Source organism: Flavobacterium sp. IB48, assembly GCF_016405855.1.
Taxonomy (GTDB): Bacteria; Bacteroidota; Bacteroidia; order Flavobacteriales; family Flavobacteriaceae; genus Flavobacterium; species Flavobacterium ginsengisoli.
Genome location: NZ_JAEFCA010000003.1, coordinates 534,519 through 557,797, shown reverse-complemented (window position 1 = coordinate 557,797; position 23,279 = coordinate 534,519). Strand labels below are relative to the sequence as shown.

The window sequence follows — 23,279 nt, the reverse complement described above, 5'->3', positions numbered from 1 at the left end:
GAAATTAGAAACCTACAGTAACATTTATCACAGAAGATTTTTTTTAGCCACGAATTGCACAAATTTTCACGAATTATTTTGTCAGGCTGAGCAAAGTCGAAATGCTTTGCGAGACTCCGACTTCGTTCAGCTTGACAACAGGAAATATTTTAGCCACAGATTGAAAGGATTAGATGGATTTTTCTATTCTTAATAAAAAGAAATCCTAATAATCCTTTTAATCTGTGTCTAAAATAACTATTTCAATAACTCAATCTGGTTTCGGTTGAGTTTGACCAAACCTCGCTGTTCCATTTTTTTGAGTAATCTGGAAACGACTTCTCGTGAAGTATTCAATTCGGTTGCAATTTCTTGGTGTGAGAGATTTACTTCAGAACAACCACAAGCATCAGAATGACGTTTTAAGTAGAATTCTAATCTTTCGTCCATAGAACGGAAAGCGATATTATCAACGACTTCGAGAACTTCTTCAAAACGGCTTCGATAAGTTTCAATTACAAATTCGTACCAAGAACGGTGTTCCATCATCCATTTATCCATCAATTGCAACGGAATCATCATTACGGTAACATCTTCGACGACTTTTGCCATAATTTGGCTTTTTTCGCTTTTAGCAGTACAGATCATCGAAATGGCACAAGCTTGTCCAGGTTGTAGATAATACATTAAAAACTCTCCGCCATCTTCTCCTTCACGATAGATTTTAATTTTTCCTTTAATGATCAAAACAGTATTTTTAATATACTGTCCGGTACGCATTAAAATGGTTCCAGCTTTAAAATCCTGAAGACTTCCATTTTCTTCTATTGTAGCTATAAGTTCATTAGAGAAATTAGGAAAAATGGTTTTTAATGAATGTTGCATATTGTAGATTTTTTTTGCCACCAATTGCATTAATTTTTACAAATAAATTAGTGTCAATTCGTGTAATTCGTGGCGAATATATTTGTCAAAATCGAATTAAAAAATGTATTTGTTTGCAAAGATAATGGTTTGAAGTGGGAATAATTATCAGAAAACTAGATTTAAGATTAATTTTATGAAAATGAAAAAATCCTATTTTCTATCGATTTTGTAGGCTGAATTTTTAAAAATAGTAACTAAATTTGTAATTCACTGATTATAATACTTTCTCTAAAACGTTTTCTGAGAATAATAATCGAAATCGCATTTGGTACGTTTTTCATATAGAGAAACGTCGTAATTTTACAAAAACACATTTTATTATGAATTTATCACAAGAAGATTGGGTTGCTCAGTTAGAAGCTGACGAAAATGCAGTTATACTTGATGTAAGAACTGAAGACGAATTTAATGACGGCTACATTGAGAATGCTCTAAATATTGATATCAATAAAGGGCAGGCATTTATCTATGAAATCGAAGAATTAGACAAAAATAAAAATTATTACGTATACTGTCGTTCTGGAGCTAGAAGCGCAAAAGCGTGTCAGATTATGAACGAATTGGGTATCGAAAACGCCTACAATCTGCTTGGAGGAATCCTGGATTGGGAAGGCGAAACAGTACAACCATAAAAGAAGAAGAGGCACTAAAAAAGCCTCTTTTTTCTTTTGAAAATGAATTACCAGACCATTAAATAACCAAATTATGAGTTTTATACCAGAAGAATATCAGATTAAAAGTTTGATAAATCAAGATACTTATCTTGTAAATGGAGAATTGAAACAATGGACAGGGCAAACCACACCTGTGTTTTCTACTATTTCTTCAACTGAAAAGTATTCGCCTACTTTATTAGGATCTATTCCTTTTATGGGAGAAAAAGAAGCAGCAGAAGTTGTCGAAGCTGCCACCAATGCATACGATATGGGGCAAGGTTTATGGCCAACTATGAAAGTAGTGGATCGTATTAAATGCATGGAAAAATTTGTGAAGCAAATGAAAGAAACCCGCGAAGAAGTAGTAAAACTTTTGATGTGGGAAATTGGAAAAAACCTTGGAGATTCACAAAAAGAATTCGACAGAACAGTAGAATATATTTACGATACTATTGCGAGTTATAAAGAATTAAACGGACGCAGTTCGCATTTTGAAAAAGTGCAAGGCGTAAATGCTATGATTCGCCGTGGGCCTCTTGGAGTGGTTTTATGTCTTGGACCATATAATTATCCTTTAAATGAAACTTTCTCATTGCTTATTCCAGCTTTGATTATGGGAAATACAGTAATCTTCAAGCCTGCTAAACATGGTGTTTTATGTATCTCGCCATTGTTAGAGGCTTTCAGAAGCAGTTTTCCAAAAGGTGTAATCAATATTGTTTATGGTAGAGGGCGTGAAGTGGCTTCTCCGATTATGAAATCTGGAAAAATTGATGTTTTAGCATTAATTGGAAACAGTAAATCGGCGATTGCTTTACAAGATCAGCATCCAAACAAAAATAGATTGCGTTTAATCTTAGGTTTAGAAGCTAAAAATCCAGCGATTATTCTTCCAGATGCCGATTTAGATTTGGCTATTCAAGAATGTATCACAGGAAGTTTATCTTTTAACGGACAGCGTTGTACGGCTTTAAAAGTGTTGTATGTTCACGAATCAATTTCGGAAGAATTCAACAAACGTTTTGCTGAAAAAGTAGACAGTTTACTTTTCGGAAATCCGTGGGAAAAAGGAGTTTCATTAACGCCACTTCCAGAAACAGATAAACCAAAATATATTCAAGGATTAATTGATGATGCTCTTCACAAAGGAGCTAAAGTGATTAATGAAAAAGGAGGAAAACATACTGATAATTATATTTTTCCAGCAGTTTTATATCCAGTAAATAAAGAAATGCGCGTGTATCACGAAGAGCAGTTCGGACCAGTTGTTCCTGTACTTTCGTTTAAAGATATTAAAGAACCTTTAAAAGATATGGCAGAATCAAATTACGGACAGCAAGTAAGTTTGTTTGGTAAAGATATTAAAACGCTTGCACCGCTAATTGATGCTTTGGTTAATTTAGTTTGTAGAGTAAACCTCAACAGTTCTTGCCAAAGAGGGCCAGATGCTTTCCCTTTCACAGGAAGAAAAGATTCTGCAGTAGGAACTTTGAGTATTCCAGATGCTTTGCGTTCTTTCTCAATTCGTACGTTTGTAGCTTCAAAAGATATCGATTATAATAATGAGATTCTGCAGGAATTGCTTAACAGCAAAGAATCGAATTTTATTAATACCGATTATATTTTGTAGCCATCAAGGTTATATATTAATTGTAGATGCCGTCTGTTGCCTTTGGTGATAGACGGTTTTTCTTTTAAAGTGGCTAAGGTTTTTTTTAGAGATTCTAAGGATCTAAGACGCTAAGATTCTAAGTTTTTTTTCTTTTAAGGATTCTAAGTTTTTAAGATTTTAGTTTTTTTTGTAAAAGTTTGATGTAAAATATAAAATGAAGTTTTTCTATATCTCACATTTCACCATTTACAATTCACAACTTACAATTCACCATTCACAATTAATAATTAAATTTGTAACATTGTTTTAAAACAGCAGTCTTATAAAAGAAATAATTTAAAGATTCAAAAGTCACTTATGAAAAAGAAATTTTTGCAGTTTGCATTAATAGCATTTGTTTTTTTTGCCCAAAATAGCTTTGCACAAGAGCTTTATATGCCTAGAAACATGAAAAAAGCTTATGAGAACGGCACACGTTCTAAAGATGGAAAACCTGGTGCAAACTATTGGCAGAACCGTGGAAAATATAATATGGAAATTTCAGTTGATCCAAAAACAAGATTAGTCAGCGGGACTGAAAGTATTATTTACGAAAACAATAGCAAGGATACTTTAAGAAACTTAGTGATCCGTTTTGTAAATAATCTGCATAAACCTTCTTCTCCAAGAGGTGGTGAAGTAAGCAACGATTTTTTAAGCGATGGATTAACGATCACTTCATTAAAAATTGAAAATGAAGTTTACAAAGAAGACGCTAAAAATTGGGGAACTGTTGGAAATGTGAAATTGCAAAAACCAATTTTACCAAATTCAAAAACAATTATTAATATTCAGTGGAATTATCCTTTGTCTAAAGAAAGTGGTAGAGAAGGGCAGATTGACGAAACAACATTTTTTGTAGCCTACAGTTATCCTCGCGTTTCTGTTTTTGATGATTATAACGGATGGGATAGATTAGCGCATACAGACCGTCAAGAATTTTACAATGATTTCAACGATTATATTTTTTCTGTAAAAGCACCTAAAAATTATGTGGTGTATGCAACAGGAGATTTGTTAAATCCAGATGAGGTTTTACAACCTGAATTTGCTTCACGCTTAAAAAAATCATACACAACAGATGAAATTTTGCATATAGCTAATGAGCAAGAAATGAAAAGCGGAGTTGTAACGAAACAATACGATTGGAATATCTGGAAATTTGAAGCGAAAAACATCTCTGACGTTTGCTTTGGTTTAAGCGATCACTATTTATGGGATGCTAGCAGTGTTGTAGTAGATAAGAAAACAAATCGTCGTGCAAGTATTCAGGCAGCCTATAATGTTAAAGGAACTGATTTTGTAAACTCAGTAAAAAATAACCAATATGCTTTAGACTGGTTTTCTAACAATTGGCCAGGCGTTCCGTATCCGTTTTCTAAAATGACAGCTTTTCAAGGTTTCGCAGATATGGAATATCCTATGATGTGTAATGATTCTCAGATGGATGATCCTGTTTTTGCACAATTAGTTCAAGACCATGAAGTAGCTCATACCTATTTTCCATTTTATATGGGAATTAACGAAACTCGTTATGCATTTATGGATGAAGGTTGGGCAACAACTTTTGAGTATTTAATTGGAATTGCTGAGCATGGAAAAGAAGCAGCAGATAAATTTTACCAAGATTTTAGAGTAAAAAGTTATATTAAGGATCGTTCTGCAGAGCAAGATCAGCCTATTATAACAATGTCAACTCAGGTTTCTGGAGCTGGTTATGGAAATAATTCTTATGGTAAAGCTTCTCTATCTTACTTAGCTTTGAAAGATATGTTGGGAGATGATATGTTTAAAAAAGCACTTCATTTTTATATGGATACTTGGAACGGGAAACATCCAATTCCTTGGGATTACTTTAATTCATTTAATACAGCAACAGGAAAGAATTTAAATTGGTTTTTCAATAATTGGTTCTTTACAAACAATTATTTAGATATTGCAGTAAAGGGCCTTTCTGCCGATAAGAAAACTATAACAGTAGAAAATATTGGAGGCTTTGCAATTCCGTTTGATGTTGTAATTACTTATGCAGATAAATCGAAAGCAATTGTACATCAAACACCCGCTATTTGGGAAAAAAATGAGAAAATAGCGAAGATAGTTTTGAAAAGCACAAAAAAAATAGAAAAAATAGAACTTGATGGAGGAATTTTCATGGATGCAACTCCAGAAAACAATATTTTTTATGTTAAATAAACTAGTTGAAGTTTAACGATATGTTTAAAAATGCCATTTTATTTTAATGAAGTGGCATTTTTTATTTAAAATAATTATAAATATTAAAAATACGGAAAACCGTAAAAGGATTTGTGTAAAATATATTATGTTAGCATGCCCTAAAAAAACAAAATAACATGAAAAATACATTTGTCCTACTTGTTTTACTAACTACCTTTCAGTTTTTTGGACAAAATGATCAAAAGGCAACATTTCAAAAAAATAAATATGAACTAGCTGTTTCCTACTATAAGAAAGCCGATTTTGTAAAAGCTATCGATTTGTTTTCTTTAGCAGCTAAAATTAAACCTGAAAATGAGATCGCTCAAGAATCAGGGAAAATGGTAGATACATTACGTGAGGTTTTAAGAAAGGAAATTTTAGATCAAGCAATTGGAACTTGGAAACGTTCAGGAAACCAGCCAGTTTGGGTATCTGCATTAGATGATTCTACTGGTGAAACTTTATTTGATGAAGTGATTGAAATTAAAGAAGATTCAATATTGTTTTTTGAAGTCGACAAAAAGACTAAAATAAAAAAAATGATAAAAACAGAAAACTTAATTTATAATGATTCAAATAATACAGTCTCATTATTTTCAGAAATTATACTTTCAGACGGAACAATTTGGAATTGCAATATCGATGAAAGAGCAAATGTGCTTCATGTTGTGAATGTTGCTGTTAAAAGAATAGAAAGAGTAGAAAAGATTGAAGGTAATAATGAAGAAAGTTATTACATTAAAATCTAGAAATAAATAAAAAAGAGAATTATTTGAACTGCCTCCAAAAAGTTAGATACTATTTGGAGGCATTTTTATAGAAATTTAAATCCAAGCGAAAAATTTGTAACCCCAGTTTTGATTTCGCCATTACTAGAAGCGTCAATATCACTAAGTCCCGCAAGATATCTTAAATCAAAAGTCAATCTCCAGACATCAACCCCAACGCCTCCAAGAATACTGTGATTGTTTTTTTCGAATGTTACAGAATTGAGATTATTGCTTCTACTTATATCAGAATAATTTTTCCAGTTGTACCCAACAAAAAGCCTTACATTTCCCAATTTGCCAAGCGGAATAATTTTAAGCCCTGCAATTAATGACGCATCTGTTCCTGCAAGTTTAAATTCGGTTTCTCCAATGGCATCTTGATAAACACTAAAATTGGTTTGAGCATATCCAAATTCTCCCTGAGCATAAAAAAGTGCAAGATTTAACCTAGCAAATGCTGCAGCGCCAATTCCTGTATTAGTATGGTCGGAGCTGAAATTTTTGGTATTAACAGAAGTAATATTTGTCGAAATTTGTGGTCCGATTTGTATTAACTGTGCAAATCCATTTGCACAAATACATAAAAATGCTACTAAAAAGAATTTTTTCATAACAGGGTTTATTTGATTTTGGTACTATAAAAATAAGCATAATAGATTAAAAATGAATGATTTATCTGTTTTATTTTTTTGTAATGTTTTGAAAATTAACAACATCAATATTTTTTCTTTGCTTTTTTACAATCAATTCAAAATGAATTATTTTTGAGAAGATTTAAGAAATATGGAAATTAAAACAATAAACGCGTCCGATACTTGGCAGATAAGACACGAGGTAATGTGGCCAGATCAACCTTTTGAATTTGTCCAACTTAAAGAAGATGATTTAGGATTTCATTTTGGAGTTTTTGAAGAAAATAAATTAGTTTCTATAGTTTCATGTTTTATTGAAGGAGAAGAAATGCAGTTTAGAAAACTCGCAACTTTAGAAGAATACCAGGGAAAAGGAATTGCCTCTGAGCTTTTAATACAAATACTGGAATTTGCGAAAAAGAAGGGACTGAAAAAAGTTTGGTGCAATGCTAGAACCAATAAAAAAGCATTTTACGAGAAATTTGGAATGAAAAATACTTTTAAAACTTTTGAAAAAGCGGGTCAAGAGTTTACAATTATGGAAATTATTCTTTTTTGAGTTTAGTTCTAAATAGTTGGTTTTTAAATATATGGTAATAATTGTAAGATAATAGACTAGAATATTGCTAAATATTAAACGAATGAAAACGTTTTCGTTTTATGTAATTGTTAAACCTTCTTAAAAAATCTTTTTTTGTTTTAATTCTTTTACTACTTTCGCACCCAAATGAGAAAGTTAATAGTATTTTTAGTATTCATGAATTTGCTTCTGTTCGGCGGAGGCCAATATCTTAATGCTAGTACACTTTCACATCATCACAATTTTGAACATAAACATAGAGTTAAGTTCACTAGTCAAGATCGCGGTAGTTCTGTAATTGAAGATGCTGATATCGATCTTGAAGAAGATCTTCTAGGAGGCGGTGATGATATTAATTTACTTACGAATAAGTATTTTACTGCTTCGTATAGTTTGGTAGACGCTTTGTATCTGGCACTTTCAGATCAGTCTGCAGCGAATGATTCAAATCGTTTTAAAATTTCTACGCCTGTTTTTGGGCATTCAAATCCTATCTACATTACTCAGAGAGTACTAAGAATTTGATTTTACAATATACATCGGTTACCTGAGTTACGATCTGCGTATCTTGCTGTTGTATATTTTTCTACTTCTGCTTATATGAAAGTTAAGGTCTGGGCTACGGCTGACTGATGCATTTTAACATCCAAAGGAATTTTCATTCCAAAGCATTCAATCGCTTAATTTCCAAACTAAATCATGAAAAAAATCATTGTGTTCACAGGCTTAATGGCCTTGGTGTGCTTAACGAGCTGTACATCTAAAAAAGAAGAAAAAGAAGAAGTTGAAAAATTTACCGTTACTAATCCGGTTAAAATTGATACTTCATTTACCAAAGAATACGTTTCACAAATAAAATCAGTTCGAAATATCGAACTTCGTGCCCAAGAAAAAGGTTTTTTACAAAATATATATGTTGATGAAGGGCAATTTGTAAAAAAAGGACAGCTGTTGTTCAAAATTATGCCAAACATGTATCAGTCTGAATTGCTTAAAGCACAAGCTGAACAAAAATCGGCAGAAATTGAATTGCAAAATTCAAAATTATTGGCTGATAAAAATATCGTTTCTAAAAACGAATTGAGTGTTGCTCAAGCAAAATTACAATCTGCAAAAGCTGAAGTGGCACTAGCAAAATTACATTTATCATTCACAGAAATTAGAGCTCCATTTGATGGAACAATTGACCGTATTCCTTTAAAACTAGGAAGTTTAATTGATGAAGGGGAATTGTTGACGAGTCTTTCAGACAACAGTCAGATGTTTGCATACTTCAATGTTTCTGAACCAGAATATATTAGCTATGAAACGAATATAAAGGATCGTGCTGATAATAAGGTGAATTTAGTTTTGGCTAATGGAGATATTTTCAAAGAGAAAGGAAATGTTGAAGTTATAGAAAGTGAATTTAATAATGAAACCGGAAATATTGCTTTCAGAGCAAGATTCCCTAATTCTGGAAAATTACTTAGAAATGGAGAAACAGGACAAGTTCAGATGAATGTTCCTCTTAAGAATGCTATCATAATTCCACAAAAAGCAACTTACGAAATACAGGATAAAAAATATGTTTTTGTAATAGGTAAAGATGATAAAGTAAGCTCAAGAGAAATCACTATTACGGGAGAGATTCCTGATTTGTATGTAATCAGAAGCGGTATTACAGAGAATGATAAAATCTTACTTGAAGGTGTTCAGAAAGTAAAAGAAAACGACAAGATTAAATACGATTACCAATCTCCTAACAAAGTAATCAATAATTTACGCTTAAAAGCAGAATAGGTTTACTGGGTTTTAATCATTAAAATATACAAAAATGTTTAATAAATTTATTCAAAGACCTGTTCTTTCGATAGTGATATCGTTGATTATTGTCTTTTTAGGGATATTGTCGGTTTTAAATTTACCAATTACACAATTCCCGACAATTTCACCTCCAATGGTTAACGTTACGGCAGATTATCCTGGATCTAACGGTGAGTTGATGATCAAGGCAGTTGTTATTCCTTTGGAAAGAGCCTTAAATGGTGTTCCGGGAATGAAATATATGGCTTCAGATGCCGGAAACGATGGTGAAGCAACAATCAAAGTAGTTTTTAACTTAGGTACAGATCCTAACCAAGCTGCAATTAACGTTCAGAACCGTGTGGCTTCTGTTACCAATAAACTTCCTCCTTTGGTAATTCGTGAGGGTATTAAAATTACACGAGAAGTACCGAGTATGTTGATGTACGTGAACCTTTACAGTACAGACAAAAATACCGACATGAAGTTCTTGTATAACTATGCCGATATTAACGTACTTTCTGAATTAAAAAGGGTAAATGGTATTGGTTCTGGAGATATCTTAGGAACACGTGAATATGCAATGCGTATCTGGTTAAAACCGGACCGTATGTTGGCTTATAAAATTTCTGCTGATGAGGTAATGGAAGCATTATCAAGTCAGAGTTTGGAAGCTTCTCCTGGTAAAACGGGTGAAAGTTCTGGTAAACGTTCTCAAGCATTCGAATATGTATTGAAATATTCTGGGCGTTATACAACAAAAGAGCAATATGAGAATATTGTGGTAAAAGCAAATCCAAATGGAGAGCTTTTAAGATTGAAAGATGTTGCTAAAGTTGAATTTGGAAGCTCGATGTATGATATCTATTCTAATTTGAATGGAAAACCATCAGCAGCAATCGTATTAAAACAATCATTTGGAAGTAATGCGAATCAGGTTATTGAAGAGGTAAAAGCAAAACTGGAAAAAATCAAACAAAGATTTCCAAAAGGAATGGATTACGAAATTTCATATGACGTTTCTAAATTCCTTGATGCTTCTATCGAAAAAGTAATTCACACTCTTGTTGAGGCATTTATTCTGGTTGGTTTAGTAGTTTTCCTTTTCTTAGGAGACTGGCGTTCTACGGTTATTCCGGCTATCGCGGTTCCAGTATCATTGGTAGGAACGTTTGTGTTCATGACGTTTTTTGATATTTCGTTGAACTTAATTACGCTATTCGCACTTGTATTAGCGATTGGGGTCGTGGTCGATGATGCGATTGTGGTTATTGAGGCCGTCCACGCCAAGATGGAAGAAGAACATCTCTCGCCATTTAAAGCAACTAAACAAGCCATGCACGAGATTGCGGGAGCTATTATTGCAATTACATTCTTAATGGCTGCAGTATTTATTCCGGTTGCGTTCATGTCGGGACCTGTTGGAGTATTCTACAGACAATTCTCTGTAACTATGGCAACTGCGATTATTCTTTCTGGTATTGTGGCCTTGACTTTAACGCCTGCACTTTGTGCGATGATGCTAAAAAATAACCACGGCGTACCTAAAAAGAAAACTCCTGCAAATAGATTTATTGATGCTTTCAACGAAAAATTCAATTTAGCACAAGGTAAATATCAAAACCTATTAGGTAAAATTGTTGACAGAAGAGTGGTTACAATTGTAGCGCTTTTAGGTTTCTGTGCTGGAACATGGATCATTAGTAGCAATGTTCCTTCTGGTTTTATTCCGAATGAGGACCAAGGAATGTTTTATGCTGTAATTCAGACACCACCAGGTTCATCTTTAGAAAGAACTAATAGTATTGCAGAACGAGTTCAAAAAATTGCAGAAGATATTGATGGAGTAAAATCGGTTTCTTCATTGGCAGGTTATGAGATTTTATCTGAAGGTACAGGATCTAACTCTGGAACTTGTTTGGTTAACCTTAAAGACTGGAGCGACAGAAAAGAATCTGTTTTGGAGATCATGCATGAAATGGAGGAAAAATGTAAAGATATTACAGGAGCTAATATCGAATTTTTCCAACCGCCTGCTGTACCAGGATATGGTGCTGCTGGAGGATTTGAACTTCGCTTACTAGATAAAACAGGTTCTGTAGATTACAAGAAAATGGAACAGGTAAATAATGAGTTTGTGGCTGAATTAAACAAACAGCCAGAATTGTCAAACGTATTTAGTTTCTACAGTTCTAGTTTCCCTCAATACATGATGAAAGTTGATAACGACTTGGCACAGCAAAAAGGTGTTTCTATTGAAAATGCCATGAATACGCTGTCAACTCTTGTGGGAAGTAATTACGAAATCAGTTTTATTAAATTTGGTATTAACTATAAAGTAATTGTTCAGGCTTCGCCAGAATATCGTGCACAGCCAGATGATATCTTGAAATTGTATGTTAAAAACGACCGTGATGAAATGGTGCCTTATTCTGCTTTTATGAAATTAGAAAAAGTGTATGGACTTTCAGAAATCACACGTCATAACATGTATACCTCAACACAAATTAGTGGTTCGCCAGCTCCAGGATTTAGTTCTGGTACAGCTATTAAAGTGATTCAGAAAGTAGCTGCTGAAAAATTGCCGAGAGGATATGACATTGACTGGGCAGGTATTTCTGCCGATGAGGTGGCACAAGGTAATCAAGCTATTTGGGTATTCTTAATCTGTTTAGGATTCGTTTACTTGGTATTAGCAGCTCAATACGAAAGTTTTATTTTGCCATTGTCAGTAATTCTTTCTTTACCAGCGGGTATTTTTGGAGCTTTCCTTTTATTGAAATTAACAGGATTAGAAAACAATATCTATGCTCAGGTTGCCATGGTAATGCTTATCGGTTTATTAGGTAAGAATGCCGTGTTGATTGTCGAGTTTGCGATCCAGAGACATGCAGCAGGAAAATCTGTTTTGGATGCAGCAATGGAAGGAGCAAAAGCAAGGTTCCGTCCAATTTTGATGACTTCGTTTGCCTTTATTGCTGGTTTATTACCGCTTGCATTTGCAACTGGTCCAGGTAAAATAGGTAACAGAACAATTGGTACTGCGGCGGCAGGAGGTATGCTTATTGGAACCATTTGTGGTGTCTTTGTAATTCCGGGCTTGTATTTCATATTTGCTAAAATTGCCGAAAAACACAAATTGGTAAAACATGAAGAAGAAAACCCATTAACAGAAGAAATTGATAACAATCATGTATAAAGTTAAAACATATCAATATAGTATTGTATTAGCTGCATGTCTAGCAGTTGCAGGGTGTAAAACCCCTGCACCTGAAGCAGCAGTAACTACAAGTACGCCAGTTCCTGATTCGTTTGGTGCAACTGTTCAAACACAAGATGCAAACAATAATACAGCGGCATTAAACTGGAAAGATTATTTTAAAGATCAGAATCTAGTTGATTTAATTGATGCTGCTCTTAAAAATAACCAAGAACTAAATATTACTTTACAGGAAATAGAAATCGCAAAGAATGATATTCGTGTAAAAAAAGGACTTTTACTGCCAACTGCAGGTTTACGTGCTGGAGCTGGAGTAGAAAAAGTGGGTAGATATACAAGTCAAGGAGCGGGTGATGCTACAACTGAAATTAAACCAGGTAAAGAGATGCCAGATCCGCTTGGAGATTTTACTATTGCCGCTTATGCAAACTGGGAAGTAGATATTTGGAAAAAACTTCGCAATTCTAAAAAAGCAGCTTTAAATAGATATTTGGCTACTGTTGAAGGTAAAAATTTTGTTATTACAAACCTTATTGCCGAAGTTGCCGATTCGTATTATGAATTATTAGCTTTAGATAATCAATTAGATATTGTAAAACAAACTATCAAATTGCAAACTAATGCTTTAGAAATTGTAAAAGTTCAAAAACAAGCTGCAAGAGCAACAGAACTTGGAGTTAAGAAATTTGAAGCTGAGGTTTTAACTTCGCAAAGTATGGAGTTTGATATCTTACAGCAGATAAAAGAAACAGAAAACAAGATCAACTTTTTGCTTGGAAGATATCCGCAGGAAATTAAAAGAACAAGTAATACTAATTTCTTAAGTCTTTTACCAGCGGCTGTAAGTTCTGGAATTCCTTCTCAATTGTTAGAGAATCGTCCAGATGTAAAACAAGCAGAACTAGAATTAGTAGCAGCAAAATTAGATGTAAAAGTAGCTCGTGCTGAGTTTTATCCTTCTTTGGATATTACAGCTGCAATTGGGGTAAATGCTTTCAAACCTTCTTATTTGTTTACAATGCCAGAATCGCTATTGTACTCATTGGCAGGAGATCTTGTTGCGCCTTTGATTAATAGAAATGCAATTAAAGCAGAGTTTGCAAGTGCAAATGCAAGACAAATTCAAGCATTATACAATTACGATCGTACGGTTTTAAATGCTTATTTAGAAGTGTCAAATCAAATGTCTAAGATTGAGAATCTTCAAAAAGGTTACGATCTTAAATCAAAACAAGTTGATGCCTTAAATGCTTCTATTGACGTTTCAAACGATTTGTTTAAATCGGCAAGAGTAGATTATTTCGAAGTTTTAATGACGCAGAGAGATGCATTAGAAGCTAAATTGGAATTAATCGATACTAAAAAAGAACAATTAAATGCTGCAGTCCATGTTTACAGAGACTTGGGCGGTGGATGGAAATAAAATTGCCACTTAATTTGTAGTAAAAAAGCCTTTTGGGAGTAAAATCCTGAAAGGCTTTTTTTGTTTTGGCTAAAGAACCGTTACTTGTTTTTTATACGGTTTTAATATTTCTTCGTCAGGCGAAATATTAGTTACCAAAACATCAATGTCTTTTAAATGCGCAACAAAATAAGTTTCTCCGGTATCGATTTTTTCACTTGAACCCAAAGCAATTATGAAATTCGAATTCTGAATCATATTTTTTTTGATTTGAGAATCGTCGTATAAAATTCCAGTTAGACCACGTTCATGATGGATACCGCATGTTCCCAAAATGCAAACATCTGCTCTAAAACTTCTAAAAAAATCTAGTGATTCCATGCTCGAAGTTGTAAAAGAGGTTTTACACATTTTTCCTCCGGCAAAAATCAATTCAATGTTGGGCAAATCTTCAACCAAAACAGCAACAGGAAAACTGTTTGTTATAACAGTGAGTTTTAAATCATGTGGAAAACTTGCTACAAGAGCCAAAGAAGTTGTTCCTCCATCAATAAAAACTACTTGACCATCTTTTAGATAAGAAATTGCTTTTTCTGCAATAATCTTTTTGTTTTCAAGATCGTGTTTTTCTCTTTTTCTGTAATGCAAAGGCATTGGAGAAGGAGCAACCGCACCACCACGCACAGCTTTTAAAAGCCCTTGATCTGAAAGTTCTTTTAGATCACGTCTAATTGTGTCTTCAGAAACACTCAAATACTCACTTAATTCTACCGAAGTTACCCGATGTTCTTTAGATAAATATTCTAAAATTGTCTGCTGTCGTTCTTCCTTTCTCATTTGTTTTGCGGTTTTATATTGCAAAAATAAATAAAAAATTGCAATATTTTGCTGTTTATTGCAATTTTTGCATAATTTAGTGGCAAAATAAATTTACAATGAAAAAGAAATCAATTGCAGTCGACATGGACGGAGTGCTTGCTGATGTAGAAGCACACCTAATAACTTACTTCGAAAGAGATTTCGGAATAACAATTTTAAGAGAAGAAATTCAAGGTTTGACAGAAGAAGAAGCTTTTTATGGCCGAGAGAAAGTACGCAGTGTTTTAAACTCTAAAGATTTTTTTAGAACCTTGCCAGTAATAGATGATGCGGTAGAAAGCTTAAAGTTATTACAGGAAAATTTTGAGATTTATATTGTATCTGCGGCGACAGAATTTCCGCTTTCGCTGAATGAAAAAATAGAATGGCTCGCAGAACATTTTCCTTTTATTCAATGGCAAAATATCGTTTTATGCGGAAGCAAAACCATTATCAATACTGATTATCTAATCGATGATCATCCAAAGAATTTAGATTTTTGCATGGGTAAGCCTATTATGTTTACAGCATTTCATAATGTCAAAAAAGAGAATTATTTGAGAGTAAATAATTGGAAAGAAGCTGTTGCTGTTTTGAAAGAGGCAGTTTAACGCAAGGTAATTTAAAAATTACTTGTTTTTTGAAGAAAAAGCCTTTCAGAAATATTCTGAAAGGCTTTTGTTTATTTAGGAATGACAATTTTAGCTTTAAATCCGTTTTCGGGTTCTGTTTCAAATTCGATAGTTCCTTTAACGGTCTGAATACGGTGTTCCATATTTTGGAGACCATTTTTAGAAATCTTCGTTTTTTCACAGCCAATTCCGTTATCGGTGTAACGTATTAGAATTGATTTTGGATCACTTTCAAATTTTATTACAACAAGAGAGGCCTTACTGTGTTTCTTCATATTTACCATTAATTCTTGTAAAACGCGCCCAATGGTAATTTTCTTTATATCATCAACATCTTCCCATTCTACGCTTTCTAAGTTTGTAGCAATAATATTTCTTTCAGTAGTATTGTAAGCAGAAAGCATTTCCTTGATGCTTTTGGTAAAATCTTTGCCCGTTTCGATCTTATTGTTTTCTTTTGAAATTCCTCGAACGCGTCCGTAAATATCATCTAACTTCTGGAGAAGATTCTCTTTGGTATTTTCTTTGGCCAATGGTTGAGATTCGGCGAAAGCAATTACTTGAAATACATCATTTGCCAATTCATCATGTATTTTTTTTGAAATTCTCGTTTCGGTGTCGTACGAACTTTTAAATTCGATTGCCTTATTTTTATTTTTATAATAGCGAATTAAAATTGCAATTAAAATCACCAAAAAGAAAAAAACAATTACAAATACAATTCTAAGATATTTGGCTTTTTGAAGTGATAATTGATTTTCTGCTTTTTCTAAACGTAGTTTTTCGTTTTCGTCTTTTTCTTTTTTTGCATCGTATTTAATCTTGGCAGACTTATTTTTAAAATTGTTTCGAACTTTAATAATGCTGTCGTTTAACGTAAAATACTTTTGGATATATTTTGCCGTGTTAAGGCTATTATCATTTGAAATTAGTATTTGAAGCGCTTCTAATCTTTCGTCAATGCTATTCAGTTGTGTAGAAGCTTTATAAGCTAAAAGAGCATTTTCGTCTGATTTTGTTTTGTTTTGTTTAGAATAATAATCAGCAAGATGGAGATAGCTTTCAATGCTTCCGTAGGTGTCCTTAGTATCAAGTCTAATTTGCAGACCTTCCTTCATTAAATGAAAACTTTTATCATCTATTCCGTTCTTAAAGTAGGCATATCCTAAATTGTCTAGTAGTATAGCCTTGTCATATGGTGTAGCTTTCTCTTTTAAATCTTTACTAGAAAGAGATTGTAAAAGAGAGTCCAAGATCGGAATTGCTTTGTCATATTTTTTTTGATAAATATATACAGCTGCAATATTTTGTATAGGTGCTTGTTTTAAAAGTAGATCTGTATATTCATTTGCTGCTTTTTTGTAGTAAAAAATAGCATCGTCATAAAGAGAAAGTTCTTTGTCTGCAATGCCTAACGCATTATTTGCACTCGCAGAATAAACTCCTTTTTTTATATACGGTAATGCCTCGGTTATAATTTCTTTGCTTCCATAATAATCTCCATTCCTCTGATGAATATCCGCGATTTTAAGAAGGATATATGAGATATTGGCACTGTCTTTTATGATTTCATAAAGTGCCTTTGATTTATTGTATAAATTATACGAAGTATTAAAATCTTGTTTGTCAAAACTTTCAATGGCTTTGTTCCGTAAAAAGAGTGCCTCTTTCCGAATAGATTCATTATCAGGATTAACAGGCTTTTTTTCTTCGCAGGAAAAAAGCAAAAGCAAAATAATACAATAAAAAAACGGGGATCGTAACATTTAAATTTACTTTCCCCGAAAATAGTAATTAATTAGATACTAAAAACTTTTTTTTATTATGGACCTGGTGGTGGCGGATTTCCATTTCCTTTGTCACCAGGACCCTCATTATACTCTGCTGACGGTGTGCCAACTTTTTCAATTTTCTTTTTTGGTTGTGCCTCATACTCATCAGGAGTACAAGAAAATATCGTGAACAATAGCGCAAAAGCGATAAATAGTATTAGTTTTTTCATTTTAGTTTATTTTAGAAATTAGACATAGGTATGGCTGTCCGGAGTTGATCCAGATCTTGGAATGCGATACCAAAATTGGTTTTGGGAAGTAGATCGTGTAGACCTGTAAGACGTAATTTATACTTCCCGAATAAACTCGGTCTTACGGTTTTCCACAATGTTAATTAGAACTAGTTTTATATTTTTGTTTTAGTCTGCAGACAAAACTTGAACTAATTTCTGATGCAAAGTAAAGGCACTTTTAGATCACTGTTGACAAGGGATTCCCGGAATTCCTGCGTTTTCCTGAGATTCCCGAGAATTCCCAATAAAACTAAAATAGAAGGCCTTTTTTGGGTTAATTATTATTTAATTTTAATCGAATCTCTATATTATAATAGATGCAATAAGTTGTTCAAAAGTTGGTTTGAACGGCAAAAAAAAATATAGAAAAAATATAGAAATTGGAACAGAAATTGAAAGTGCTGAAAAAGCATTTAAATCTAGAATTCGAAAATAAAGGCATATAAAAAGTTTTAGTTAAAAAATGAAAATAGAAAGTCAAAAGAAGTTCCTAAAAGAGGTAAGATGAATAATACATTAGAAGCATATAAAAAGGCGATTAAAATTAAATATGAGATCGAAAAAGAGGGCGAATATTTTGATTTTTTATACAACCCTTCGCGCGGAAAACTCCGCGATTTGTGTTGGATTATATTTGAAGATAAACCAACCCAAGACGATTTGAATGTTTTTAGGAATTTATTGTGCTTAGATTTTGATCATACTCAAAAGAATAAGTTTAAGGATCAAAAAGATAAGTTTAGGCCAATTGAAACTTTCTTTAAGGGAGAAACGGATCCGTCAAATATTGATGCGATAAATCTTGCCGCCGTGATTGTCGATTTTCAGCCGCGCCCTTTTAAAAAGTTCAATGAAAAATGTAGAATTGAAGAAGCAAAACAAACTAAAAGTGTCGTTAAGAATGTAACGGGCGAAATCGATAATAATGGCATAGAAGAAATGGTTTTAGTGAAAAATGAACATGAAGAGTCGAAAGAAGTTCCTCAAAAAGGAAATCTTTTATGGAATTTTAGGAATCTATTTTCTAAAAAACTGGCTCAGAAAATATATCCTCGCAAAATAATTACGATTGCGGTTGGAGCAGTTGCTCTAGTTTCTTCAGCCTGCATATACTTGGTGCAGAAAAAAGATTAGAAAAAATTGTTTCGAAATGAAACGGAAAAGCATTTTGAAAAATAAAATGCGTAAAGCGGGAAAAAGAATGGTTTTGTGAAGTGTAATTTTGGTAGTTAAAAAGTCTGTTTTTCGGCATATATTTACTGTTATTTACACTATAAAGATAAGAAAAAAATCCCGTTAAACCTAATAAAAATCAATGAAATAGCACTTTTTTTAGCTAAAAAAGTGTATTTTTTTTGACCATTTTTAATGGAGTAAAAACTAGTTGCAAAGACCGAAAAACTTGCTTTTCTAAGTAATCGATTTGCAATAAAATTATCTATATTTATAAAATTAAAAATAGATTTTGAATCTATTAGTATCAGTTAAAAACATTATTTATGAAAAAGCTTCTCTTACTATTAATCGTTTTATGCACCGTAAGCTGTAAAAAATATGTTGTCTCATTTGAACAGCCAACCGATATGAAATTGGACAATTTAAAACTGGAAGTATTTCTGGATAAAGAGAAAGTTCAAGATATTAATTTAAAAGCAACAGAGGCATTGCCAACTTACGAAACAGTTGGACTATCAACCTCTAGTGAAGGAAAACATTTGCTTCAAGTGAAAGTAAGAGATACAACCTTTAATTTTGAGGTGAAATATCCCGAAGAAAAATATATCATGATGACGACTCATTTAAAAACCAATGGAAAGATTCATGTTGGAATTTTAAAACAGAATTATAAATATAGATTTCGTTAAAAGATAATCTTATTTCAAATAAAAAAGCCTTTCGCAATTATTAGTACGAAAGGCTTTTTCTATTTTTTGAGAATAGGTTTTAAGATAAAAAGTCTTTAAACCACAACCCTGAATTTTTAATAGTACGTTTTTGTGTTTCGAAATCGACATGAATCAACCCAAATCTGGCATTGTATCCTTCAGCCCATTCAAAATTATCAGTTAGAGTCCAGACAAAATAACCATCGACATTTAAACCGTCTTGTTTGGCTTTTAAAATCTGTTCTAAATGATCCTGAATGTAGTGTGTCCGTTTTATATCATGAACTTTTCCATTTTTTACAGTATCCGGAAAAGCGGCGCCATTTTCAGTTACAATGATTTTTCTGATTCCGTCATATTCATTAAACTTTTTAAGAATATGATACATTGCTGGCGGATAAACTTCCCAACCCATATCGGTAGAAATTACATTTCGTTTTTCGGCACTTACTAATTCTGCACCAATATACGGAATCAGCATTGCCGATTTTACAACTTCACGAGTATAACATTGCAAACCAATAAAATCAAAATCGAAATCGAGATTATTTAAATCGCCTTCTAAAATGTAATTATTAAGTTTTTTAAGAACTGGAAGATCTTTCTGCGGATAACCTAATCCTAAAATAGGTTCTATAAAAGTTCGGTTTAATAAAGTATCTACTCGTTTAGCAGCTTCGACATCTTTTGTGTTTTCTGTTGCAGGTTCGATATGCGTGCACGAAAATGTAGTTCCGATATTAGAATCCGAAATTCGCTCTCGAATTATTTTAGCTCCAGCTGCAGTTGCCAAAGTAACATGATGCATGGCTTTTAGGTAATTTGTAATTCCTTTTTTGCCTGGCGCGTGAATACCTAAAAAATAACCTGCTCCCGTAAATACGGAAGGTTCGTTAATGACCATCCAGTTTTTGACACGATCGCCAAAATACTGTACACAGACTTCGACATAATCTTTAAACCACGAAACAGATTCTCGGTTTGTCCAACCTCCTTTTACTTCCAGATCATGTGGTAAATCCCAGTGATAAAGAGTTATCCAAGGTTCGATTCCAGAAGCCAGTAGCGAATCTATGATTTTATTGTAATAATCGATTCCCGCTTGGTTTACAGGATGAACACCAGTTGGCATAATTCTGGGCCAGCTGATAGAAAATCTAAAATTAGGAATATTAAGTTCCTTAATTAGATTAATATCGTCCTGATAAGAGTTGTAGAAATCGCAGGCGGTTATGGCATGATGACCGTTTTTAATTTTTCCTTTTTGAGAAGTAAAAACATCCCAGATAGAAGAACCTTTTCCGTCCGAATCATGCGCACCTTCAATTTGGAAAGCGGCAGTTGAGACACCCCACAAGAAATCTTCACCAAATTGGTTTTTATTCAGAAATGAGCTTTCGACTTTATTCATTCAATCGTATTTTCCTTTATAATTAAGTTGTTTATTAATGTAGGAAAGAAGATTGCATTGCTCTCAAGAAAAGCCATTCTTTGAATGATACTAGAAATTTTAGATTAAAAAGTTTCATAACGATTAGTTTTATATCAAATTAATAAAACTAATGTGAATTTATTGTAAAGTGATTATTATCAAATAGTTAAAATATGTGGGTGAGGAGGTTTTTAATCTTCCCACCCACAAAGTGTCAATCCTAAACCTTGTGCTTGTTTAAGAGATGTTTTTACAACTCCATGACTACAGGAGCTTAAACCGCGACAATTTTCGTTATAATGATACTTTTTTGCACCACTAGGTCCACAAATAAAAACGTTTGTTTCTATAGAAGAAAAAGAAGTGCAAAAAACAAAAAGTAAGAGTAAAGTATATTTCATTAGTTTATTTGACAATTAGATTGTATTCGTTTCCTTTTTTATCGAGAGCTTTTAGTTTTCCGTGAGAAATCCATTCTGTAGAAATTTCTAGCTCGGGTATACTATCTGTTATTAGAATTCCAGCACCATATTTTCCTTCTGTATTAATGTTTCCAAAAACAGAATCGCCATGAATGTTTACTCCTTTTACATGATAGTTGTACTTATAATGTCCCGGATGTCCAGTTCTGTATTCGTATTTAAATGCAGTATTGACATGATACGTTTTGGCTTCTTCTGCAGTAATAGTTTTGCGGTCGTCTGCTGTAACGGCACTTTTGTAGAACGAATTTACTTGCGGCAGTGGAGGCGGAGCATCAGCTTTTTTACAAGAAAATATAAAAAGAAATAAGAATAGTAGGGAGTAGTTTTTTAGCATAGGCAATGTGGTATTTAGTTAGTTGCGATAAATCTACTTAGAATTATATTCTTTAAAGTGAGTACTTATACGGGATTTACTTCTGTTTTATGAAGCGATAGCATCTCATCGGATAATACTATTTAATATTATTTTCGAAAGGACTTTTTTTCTCTCATATTTTTAGTTTAGTCAATAAGTCTATCGGCTATTTCTTCTTTGTCAATTATTAATTGAGAAGGAAGAATCATTTGAATTTTGTTATCTATTGGGTTCTTAAAAATTGAAAAGTTTCCCCGACAGTTTTGGAATCTAAATTGAAATGCTTTTATTCCCTTTATAAATCCGTCTTTTTGACTTATTTCAAAAACATAATTTGAACAAGATTTTTTAAAAATGCACTTTCTTCTTTTAGATTGAGGAATTAAAAGCCAGTAGCATCTAATAATTAATAAGATGATATATTTCATTTTTTCTGAAAAACAACCATTTGACTATTTGTTGTGTAGCCTGGTTTAGCACCTAATCCAAAACATCCACTATCAGGATGAACAAATGTTGATACGCTTTCCAAACGTACATATTCCCAGCCTTGATTTGTGAAATTTTTTATCAGGTTTTCAAGTTGCTCAGCAACATGATTTGAATTTCCTTTTTTTGGATCGATTGATGCAACGAATGGTACTACCTTGTATTCCATAATTTTTTAGTTTTAATTAGTATTAAATTGATTTGTAATTCAAAAGTAAAACCAAACAAAACCAGTATTTTATGGAAATCCGTAATCGAGTAAAATTTTGAAGAGAAGTTTTCTTAGAGATGGATTTAAACACAAAAAAGAGGACAATGAAGTTCCTCTTTAAAGCATATTGGTTTGATATTTTATTCTTTCTTTAAAATAAAATCTTTAATGATTTTATCCATATTAGAAGGTAAGTCGGCATTTTTAATTTCGAAATGTTTTATTTTCATTTCAGAAAGCCATTTAGTCCAATAAGCTTTTATTATTTTTTCTTCGAAAGGATTATTTTTACTTGGATTTATTCCTAAAACTAGGACATCAAGATCAGACAAGTCGGCATTAATTTTAATGAAACCAAAGTTTCCTTTTTCAAACTTTTTTTCCCAACCATTTGTACTTAAGCCATTTTGTTTAATAAGTTGAGGTGTTAAATAACTGGATAAATTGCCGTCTTTGATTTGGTTTCCTTCATAAAACATATATCCATCGGTTAAAATAACTAAGATGTTTCTGAAGTTCTTGTCAATACATTGATCTTGTACTTTACTGTCGAAAAAATTCCAAATATCTGAGCCAATATATTTATCATCTTTAATTGCCGATTCATAAATAACAGTAGTTTTTGAGGAATAGTTGTCATTAATAGAATTAAGTAACTCTTTTGAAGCGTTGTCTTTAGTAACAATAATTCTCAAGTCTTTCGAAATGGAATTAATTTCTGCATTCTCAGGTTCGGGATTAAAAAATAATTGCATTTTATCGTCAATCTGTCTCATTCTTTTTGATTTTAAATGCTCAGTGAAAGCCTCAGAAATCGATTTAATATATCCTAAGTCTCGTTGATATATTTCCATTGAAGGATTTGGATTTTTTTTAAGGCTTATTCGATCAGATAAATCAACAAGTATGCTAATATTATAATTTTCTGAAACAGACGTTTTAATAGTGGTTTCTTTTTCTTCTTTTTTAGTTTCTTCTTTGCATGAAAAAACTAAAATCAATAATAAGAATAGAAGTGATTTATGTAAAGTATTTTTCATAGTT

Annotated in this window: 23 protein-coding genes; 12 read left to right on the top strand and 11 right to left on the bottom strand. The window is 32.6% G+C overall.

Annotated elements, in window-relative coordinates; genetic code table 11:
- Window positions 1-237: 237 nt before the first annotated feature.
- Entirely contained in the window at window positions 238-864 is a 627-nt protein-coding gene (locus JC605_RS13085) for a Crp/Fnr family transcriptional regulator (RefSeq protein ID WP_198856618.1), read from the bottom strand.
- 362 nt (window positions 865-1,226) lie between these two features.
- Here JC605_RS13085 and JC605_RS13080 point away from each other — a divergent pair, with 362 nt between their 5' ends.
- The 4 genes from JC605_RS13080 to JC605_RS13065 all read left to right on the top strand — a co-directional run bounded on the left by JC605_RS13080 (window position 1,227) and on the right by JC605_RS13065 (window position 6,182).
- The gene (locus tag JC605_RS13080; RefSeq protein WP_095929060.1) at window positions 1,227-1,538 is read left to right on the top strand and encodes a rhodanese-like domain-containing protein; all 312 of its coding nucleotides are present in this window, start codon (window positions 1,227-1,229) and stop codon (window positions 1,536-1,538) included.
- Between the two features lie 73 nt (window positions 1,539-1,611).
- The gene (locus tag JC605_RS13075; RefSeq protein ID WP_198856617.1) at window positions 1,612-3,192 is read left to right on the top strand and encodes an NADP-dependent glyceraldehyde-3-phosphate dehydrogenase; all 1,581 of its coding nucleotides are present in this window, start codon (window positions 1,612-1,614) and stop codon (window positions 3,190-3,192) included.
- 339 nt (window positions 3,193-3,531) lie between these two features.
- Window positions 3,532-5,409, top strand: coding sequence for a M1 family metallopeptidase (locus JC605_RS13070; protein WP_198856616.1), 1,878 nt, complete (start codon window positions 3,532-3,534; stop codon window positions 5,407-5,409).
- A 158-nt stretch (window positions 5,410-5,567) separates the two neighbouring features.
- On the top strand, window positions 5,568-6,182 hold the full coding sequence (locus JC605_RS13065) for a tetratricopeptide repeat protein (RefSeq protein WP_198856615.1): 615 nt from the start codon (window positions 5,568-5,570) through the stop codon (window positions 6,180-6,182).
- Between the two features lie 65 nt (window positions 6,183-6,247).
- On the opposite strand, the gene JC605_RS13060 is transcribed toward JC605_RS13065, so the two are convergent.
- Window positions 6,248-6,814 (bottom strand): outer membrane beta-barrel protein, encoded by a 567-nt coding sequence (locus tag JC605_RS13060; RefSeq protein ID WP_198856614.1) that lies wholly within the window; start codon window positions 6,812-6,814, stop codon window positions 6,248-6,250.
- A 172-nt stretch (window positions 6,815-6,986) separates the two neighbouring features.
- On the opposite strand from JC605_RS13060, the gene JC605_RS13055 reads away from it, so the two are divergent.
- The 5 genes from JC605_RS13055 to JC605_RS13035 all read left to right on the top strand — a co-directional run bounded on the left by JC605_RS13055 (window position 6,987) and on the right by JC605_RS13035 (window position 13,843).
- Window positions 6,987-7,394, top strand: coding sequence for a GNAT family N-acetyltransferase (locus JC605_RS13055; RefSeq protein ID WP_198856613.1), 408 nt, complete (start codon window positions 6,987-6,989; stop codon window positions 7,392-7,394).
- Between the two features lie 168 nt (window positions 7,395-7,562).
- Complete coding sequence (locus tag JC605_RS13050) at window positions 7,563-7,940, top strand: hypothetical protein (protein ID WP_198856612.1); 378 nt, start codon at window positions 7,563-7,565, stop codon at window positions 7,938-7,940.
- 174 nt (window positions 7,941-8,114) lie between these two features.
- Complete coding sequence (locus JC605_RS13045) at window positions 8,115-9,197, top strand: efflux RND transporter periplasmic adaptor subunit (RefSeq protein WP_198856611.1); 1,083 nt, start codon at window positions 8,115-8,117, stop codon at window positions 9,195-9,197.
- A 34-nt stretch (window positions 9,198-9,231) separates the two neighbouring features.
- Window positions 9,232-12,399, top strand: a complete 3,168-nt coding sequence (locus tag JC605_RS13040; protein WP_198856610.1) for an efflux RND transporter permease subunit — start codon at window positions 9,232-9,234, stop codon at window positions 12,397-12,399.
- Window positions 12,392-13,843 (top strand): TolC family protein, encoded by a 1,452-nt coding sequence (locus tag JC605_RS13035; protein ID WP_198856609.1) that lies wholly within the window; start codon window positions 12,392-12,394, stop codon window positions 13,841-13,843. Before JC605_RS13040 ends, JC605_RS13035 begins: the two co-directional genes overlap by 8 nt.
- 69 nt (window positions 13,844-13,912) lie before the next feature.
- Here JC605_RS13035 and JC605_RS13030 read toward each other — a convergent pair whose 3' ends face one another.
- Entirely contained in the window at window positions 13,913-14,659 is a 747-nt protein-coding gene (locus JC605_RS13030; protein WP_198856608.1) for a DeoR/GlpR family DNA-binding transcription regulator, read from the bottom strand.
- A 98-nt stretch (window positions 14,660-14,757) separates the two neighbouring features.
- Between JC605_RS13030 and JC605_RS13025 the strand changes: the two genes are divergently transcribed.
- Window positions 14,758-15,291, top strand: coding sequence for a 5'(3')-deoxyribonucleotidase (locus tag JC605_RS13025; RefSeq protein ID WP_198856607.1), 534 nt, complete (start codon window positions 14,758-14,760; stop codon window positions 15,289-15,291).
- 71 nt (window positions 15,292-15,362) lie between these two features.
- Here JC605_RS13025 and JC605_RS13020 read toward each other — a convergent pair whose 3' ends face one another.
- Window positions 15,363-17,045, bottom strand: a complete 1,683-nt coding sequence (locus JC605_RS13020) for an ATP-binding protein (RefSeq protein ID WP_370569055.1) — start codon at window positions 17,043-17,045, stop codon at window positions 15,363-15,365.
- Between the two features lie 89 nt (window positions 17,046-17,134).
- Complete coding sequence (locus JC605_RS13015) at window positions 17,135-17,314, bottom strand: hypothetical protein (RefSeq protein WP_198856605.1); 180 nt, start codon at window positions 17,312-17,314, stop codon at window positions 17,135-17,137.
- A 567-nt stretch (window positions 17,315-17,881) separates the two neighbouring features.
- Between JC605_RS13015 and JC605_RS13010 the strand changes: the two genes are divergently transcribed.
- Window positions 17,882-18,511, top strand: coding sequence for a hypothetical protein (locus JC605_RS13010; RefSeq protein WP_198856604.1), 630 nt, complete (start codon window positions 17,882-17,884; stop codon window positions 18,509-18,511).
- 365 nt (window positions 18,512-18,876) lie between these two features.
- A complete protein-coding gene (locus tag JC605_RS13005) occupies window positions 18,877-19,242 on the top strand; it encodes a hypothetical protein (RefSeq protein WP_198856603.1) in 366 nt (121 codons plus the stop codon).
- A gap of 79 nt (window positions 19,243-19,321) precedes the next feature.
- Here the strand turns inward: JC605_RS13005 and JC605_RS13000 are convergent, their stop codons facing one another.
- From JC605_RS13000 to JC605_RS12975, 6 genes are all read right to left on the bottom strand, one after another.
- Entirely contained in the window at window positions 19,322-20,674 is a 1,353-nt protein-coding gene (locus tag JC605_RS13000) for a GH1 family beta-glucosidase (RefSeq protein WP_198856602.1), read from the bottom strand.
- A gap of 212 nt (window positions 20,675-20,886) precedes the next feature.
- The gene (locus tag JC605_RS12995; RefSeq protein ID WP_198856601.1) at window positions 20,887-21,096 is read right to left on the bottom strand and encodes a hypothetical protein; all 210 of its coding nucleotides are present in this window, start codon (window positions 21,094-21,096) and stop codon (window positions 20,887-20,889) included.
- A 4-nt stretch (window positions 21,097-21,100) separates the two neighbouring features.
- Window positions 21,101-21,514, bottom strand: coding sequence for a hypothetical protein (locus JC605_RS12990; RefSeq protein ID WP_198856600.1), 414 nt, complete (start codon window positions 21,512-21,514; stop codon window positions 21,101-21,103).
- A gap of 167 nt (window positions 21,515-21,681) precedes the next feature.
- Window positions 21,682-21,963, bottom strand: a complete 282-nt coding sequence (yidD, locus tag JC605_RS12985) for a membrane protein insertion efficiency factor YidD (RefSeq protein ID WP_198856599.1) — start codon at window positions 21,961-21,963, stop codon at window positions 21,682-21,684.
- Window positions 21,960-22,193, bottom strand: coding sequence for a hypothetical protein (locus JC605_RS12980; protein WP_198856598.1), 234 nt, complete (start codon window positions 22,191-22,193; stop codon window positions 21,960-21,962). The genes yidD and JC605_RS12980 overlap by 4 nt, the downstream gene beginning before the upstream one ends.
- 182 nt (window positions 22,194-22,375) lie before the next feature.
- Window positions 22,376-23,275: a hypothetical protein gene (locus JC605_RS12975; protein WP_198856597.1), complete on the bottom strand. Its 900-nt coding sequence runs from the start codon at window positions 23,273-23,275 to the stop codon at window positions 22,376-22,378.
- Between the last annotated feature and the right edge of the window lie 4 nt (window positions 23,276-23,279).

What these genes read in the sequence shown, in the direction of transcription:
- JC605_RS13085 (WP_198856618.1), bottom strand. Translation starts at nt 864, where the DNA reads ATGCAACATTCATTAAAAACCATTTTTCCTAATTTCTCTAATGAACTT.
- JC605_RS13080 (WP_095929060.1), top strand. Translation starts at nt 1,227, where the DNA reads ATGAATTTATCACAAGAAGATTGGGTTGCTCAGTTAGAAGCTGACGAA.
- JC605_RS13075 (WP_198856617.1), top strand. Translation starts at nt 1,612, where the DNA reads ATGAGTTTTATACCAGAAGAATATCAGATTAAAAGTTTGATAAATCAA.
- JC605_RS13070 (WP_198856616.1), top strand. Translation starts at nt 3,532, where the DNA reads ATGAAAAAGAAATTTTTGCAGTTTGCATTAATAGCATTTGTTTTTTTT.
- JC605_RS13065 (WP_198856615.1), top strand. Translation starts at nt 5,568, where the DNA reads ATGAAAAATACATTTGTCCTACTTGTTTTACTAACTACCTTTCAGTTT.
- JC605_RS13060 (WP_198856614.1), bottom strand. Translation starts at nt 6,814, where the DNA reads ATGAAAAAATTCTTTTTAGTAGCATTTTTATGTATTTGTGCAAATGGA.
- JC605_RS13055 (WP_198856613.1), top strand. Translation starts at nt 6,987, where the DNA reads ATGGAAATTAAAACAATAAACGCGTCCGATACTTGGCAGATAAGACAC.
- JC605_RS13050 (WP_198856612.1), top strand. Translation starts at nt 7,563, where the DNA reads ATGAGAAAGTTAATAGTATTTTTAGTATTCATGAATTTGCTTCTGTTC.
- JC605_RS13045 (WP_198856611.1), top strand. Translation starts at nt 8,115, where the DNA reads ATGAAAAAAATCATTGTGTTCACAGGCTTAATGGCCTTGGTGTGCTTA.
- JC605_RS13040 (WP_198856610.1), top strand. Translation starts at nt 9,232, where the DNA reads ATGTTTAATAAATTTATTCAAAGACCTGTTCTTTCGATAGTGATATCG.
- JC605_RS13035 (WP_198856609.1), top strand. Translation starts at nt 12,392, where the DNA reads ATGTATAAAGTTAAAACATATCAATATAGTATTGTATTAGCTGCATGT.
- JC605_RS13030 (WP_198856608.1), bottom strand. Translation starts at nt 14,659, where the DNA reads ATGAGAAAGGAAGAACGACAGCAGACAATTTTAGAATATTTATCTAAA.
- JC605_RS13025 (WP_198856607.1), top strand. Translation starts at nt 14,758, where the DNA reads ATGAAAAAGAAATCAATTGCAGTCGACATGGACGGAGTGCTTGCTGAT.
- JC605_RS13015 (WP_198856605.1), bottom strand. Translation starts at nt 17,314, where the DNA reads ATGAAAAAACTAATACTATTTATCGCTTTTGCGCTATTGTTCACGATA.
- JC605_RS13010 (WP_198856604.1), top strand. Translation starts at nt 17,882, where the DNA reads ATGAATAATACATTAGAAGCATATAAAAAGGCGATTAAAATTAAATAT.
- JC605_RS13005 (WP_198856603.1), top strand. Translation starts at nt 18,877, where the DNA reads ATGAAAAAGCTTCTCTTACTATTAATCGTTTTATGCACCGTAAGCTGT.
- JC605_RS13000 (WP_198856602.1), bottom strand. Translation starts at nt 20,674, where the DNA reads ATGAATAAAGTCGAAAGCTCATTTCTGAATAAAAACCAATTTGGTGAA.
- JC605_RS12995 (WP_198856601.1), bottom strand. Translation starts at nt 21,096, where the DNA reads ATGAAATATACTTTACTCTTACTTTTTGTTTTTTGCACTTCTTTTTCT.
- JC605_RS12990 (WP_198856600.1), bottom strand. Translation starts at nt 21,514, where the DNA reads ATGCTAAAAAACTACTCCCTACTATTCTTATTTCTTTTTATATTTTCT.
- yidD (WP_198856599.1), bottom strand. Translation starts at nt 21,963, where the DNA reads ATGAAATATATCATCTTATTAATTATTAGATGCTACTGGCTTTTAATT.
- JC605_RS12980 (WP_198856598.1), bottom strand. Translation starts at nt 22,193, where the DNA reads ATGGAATACAAGGTAGTACCATTCGTTGCATCAATCGATCCAAAAAAA.
- JC605_RS12975 (WP_198856597.1), bottom strand. Translation starts at nt 23,275, where the DNA reads ATGAAAAATACTTTACATAAATCACTTCTATTCTTATTATTGATTTTA.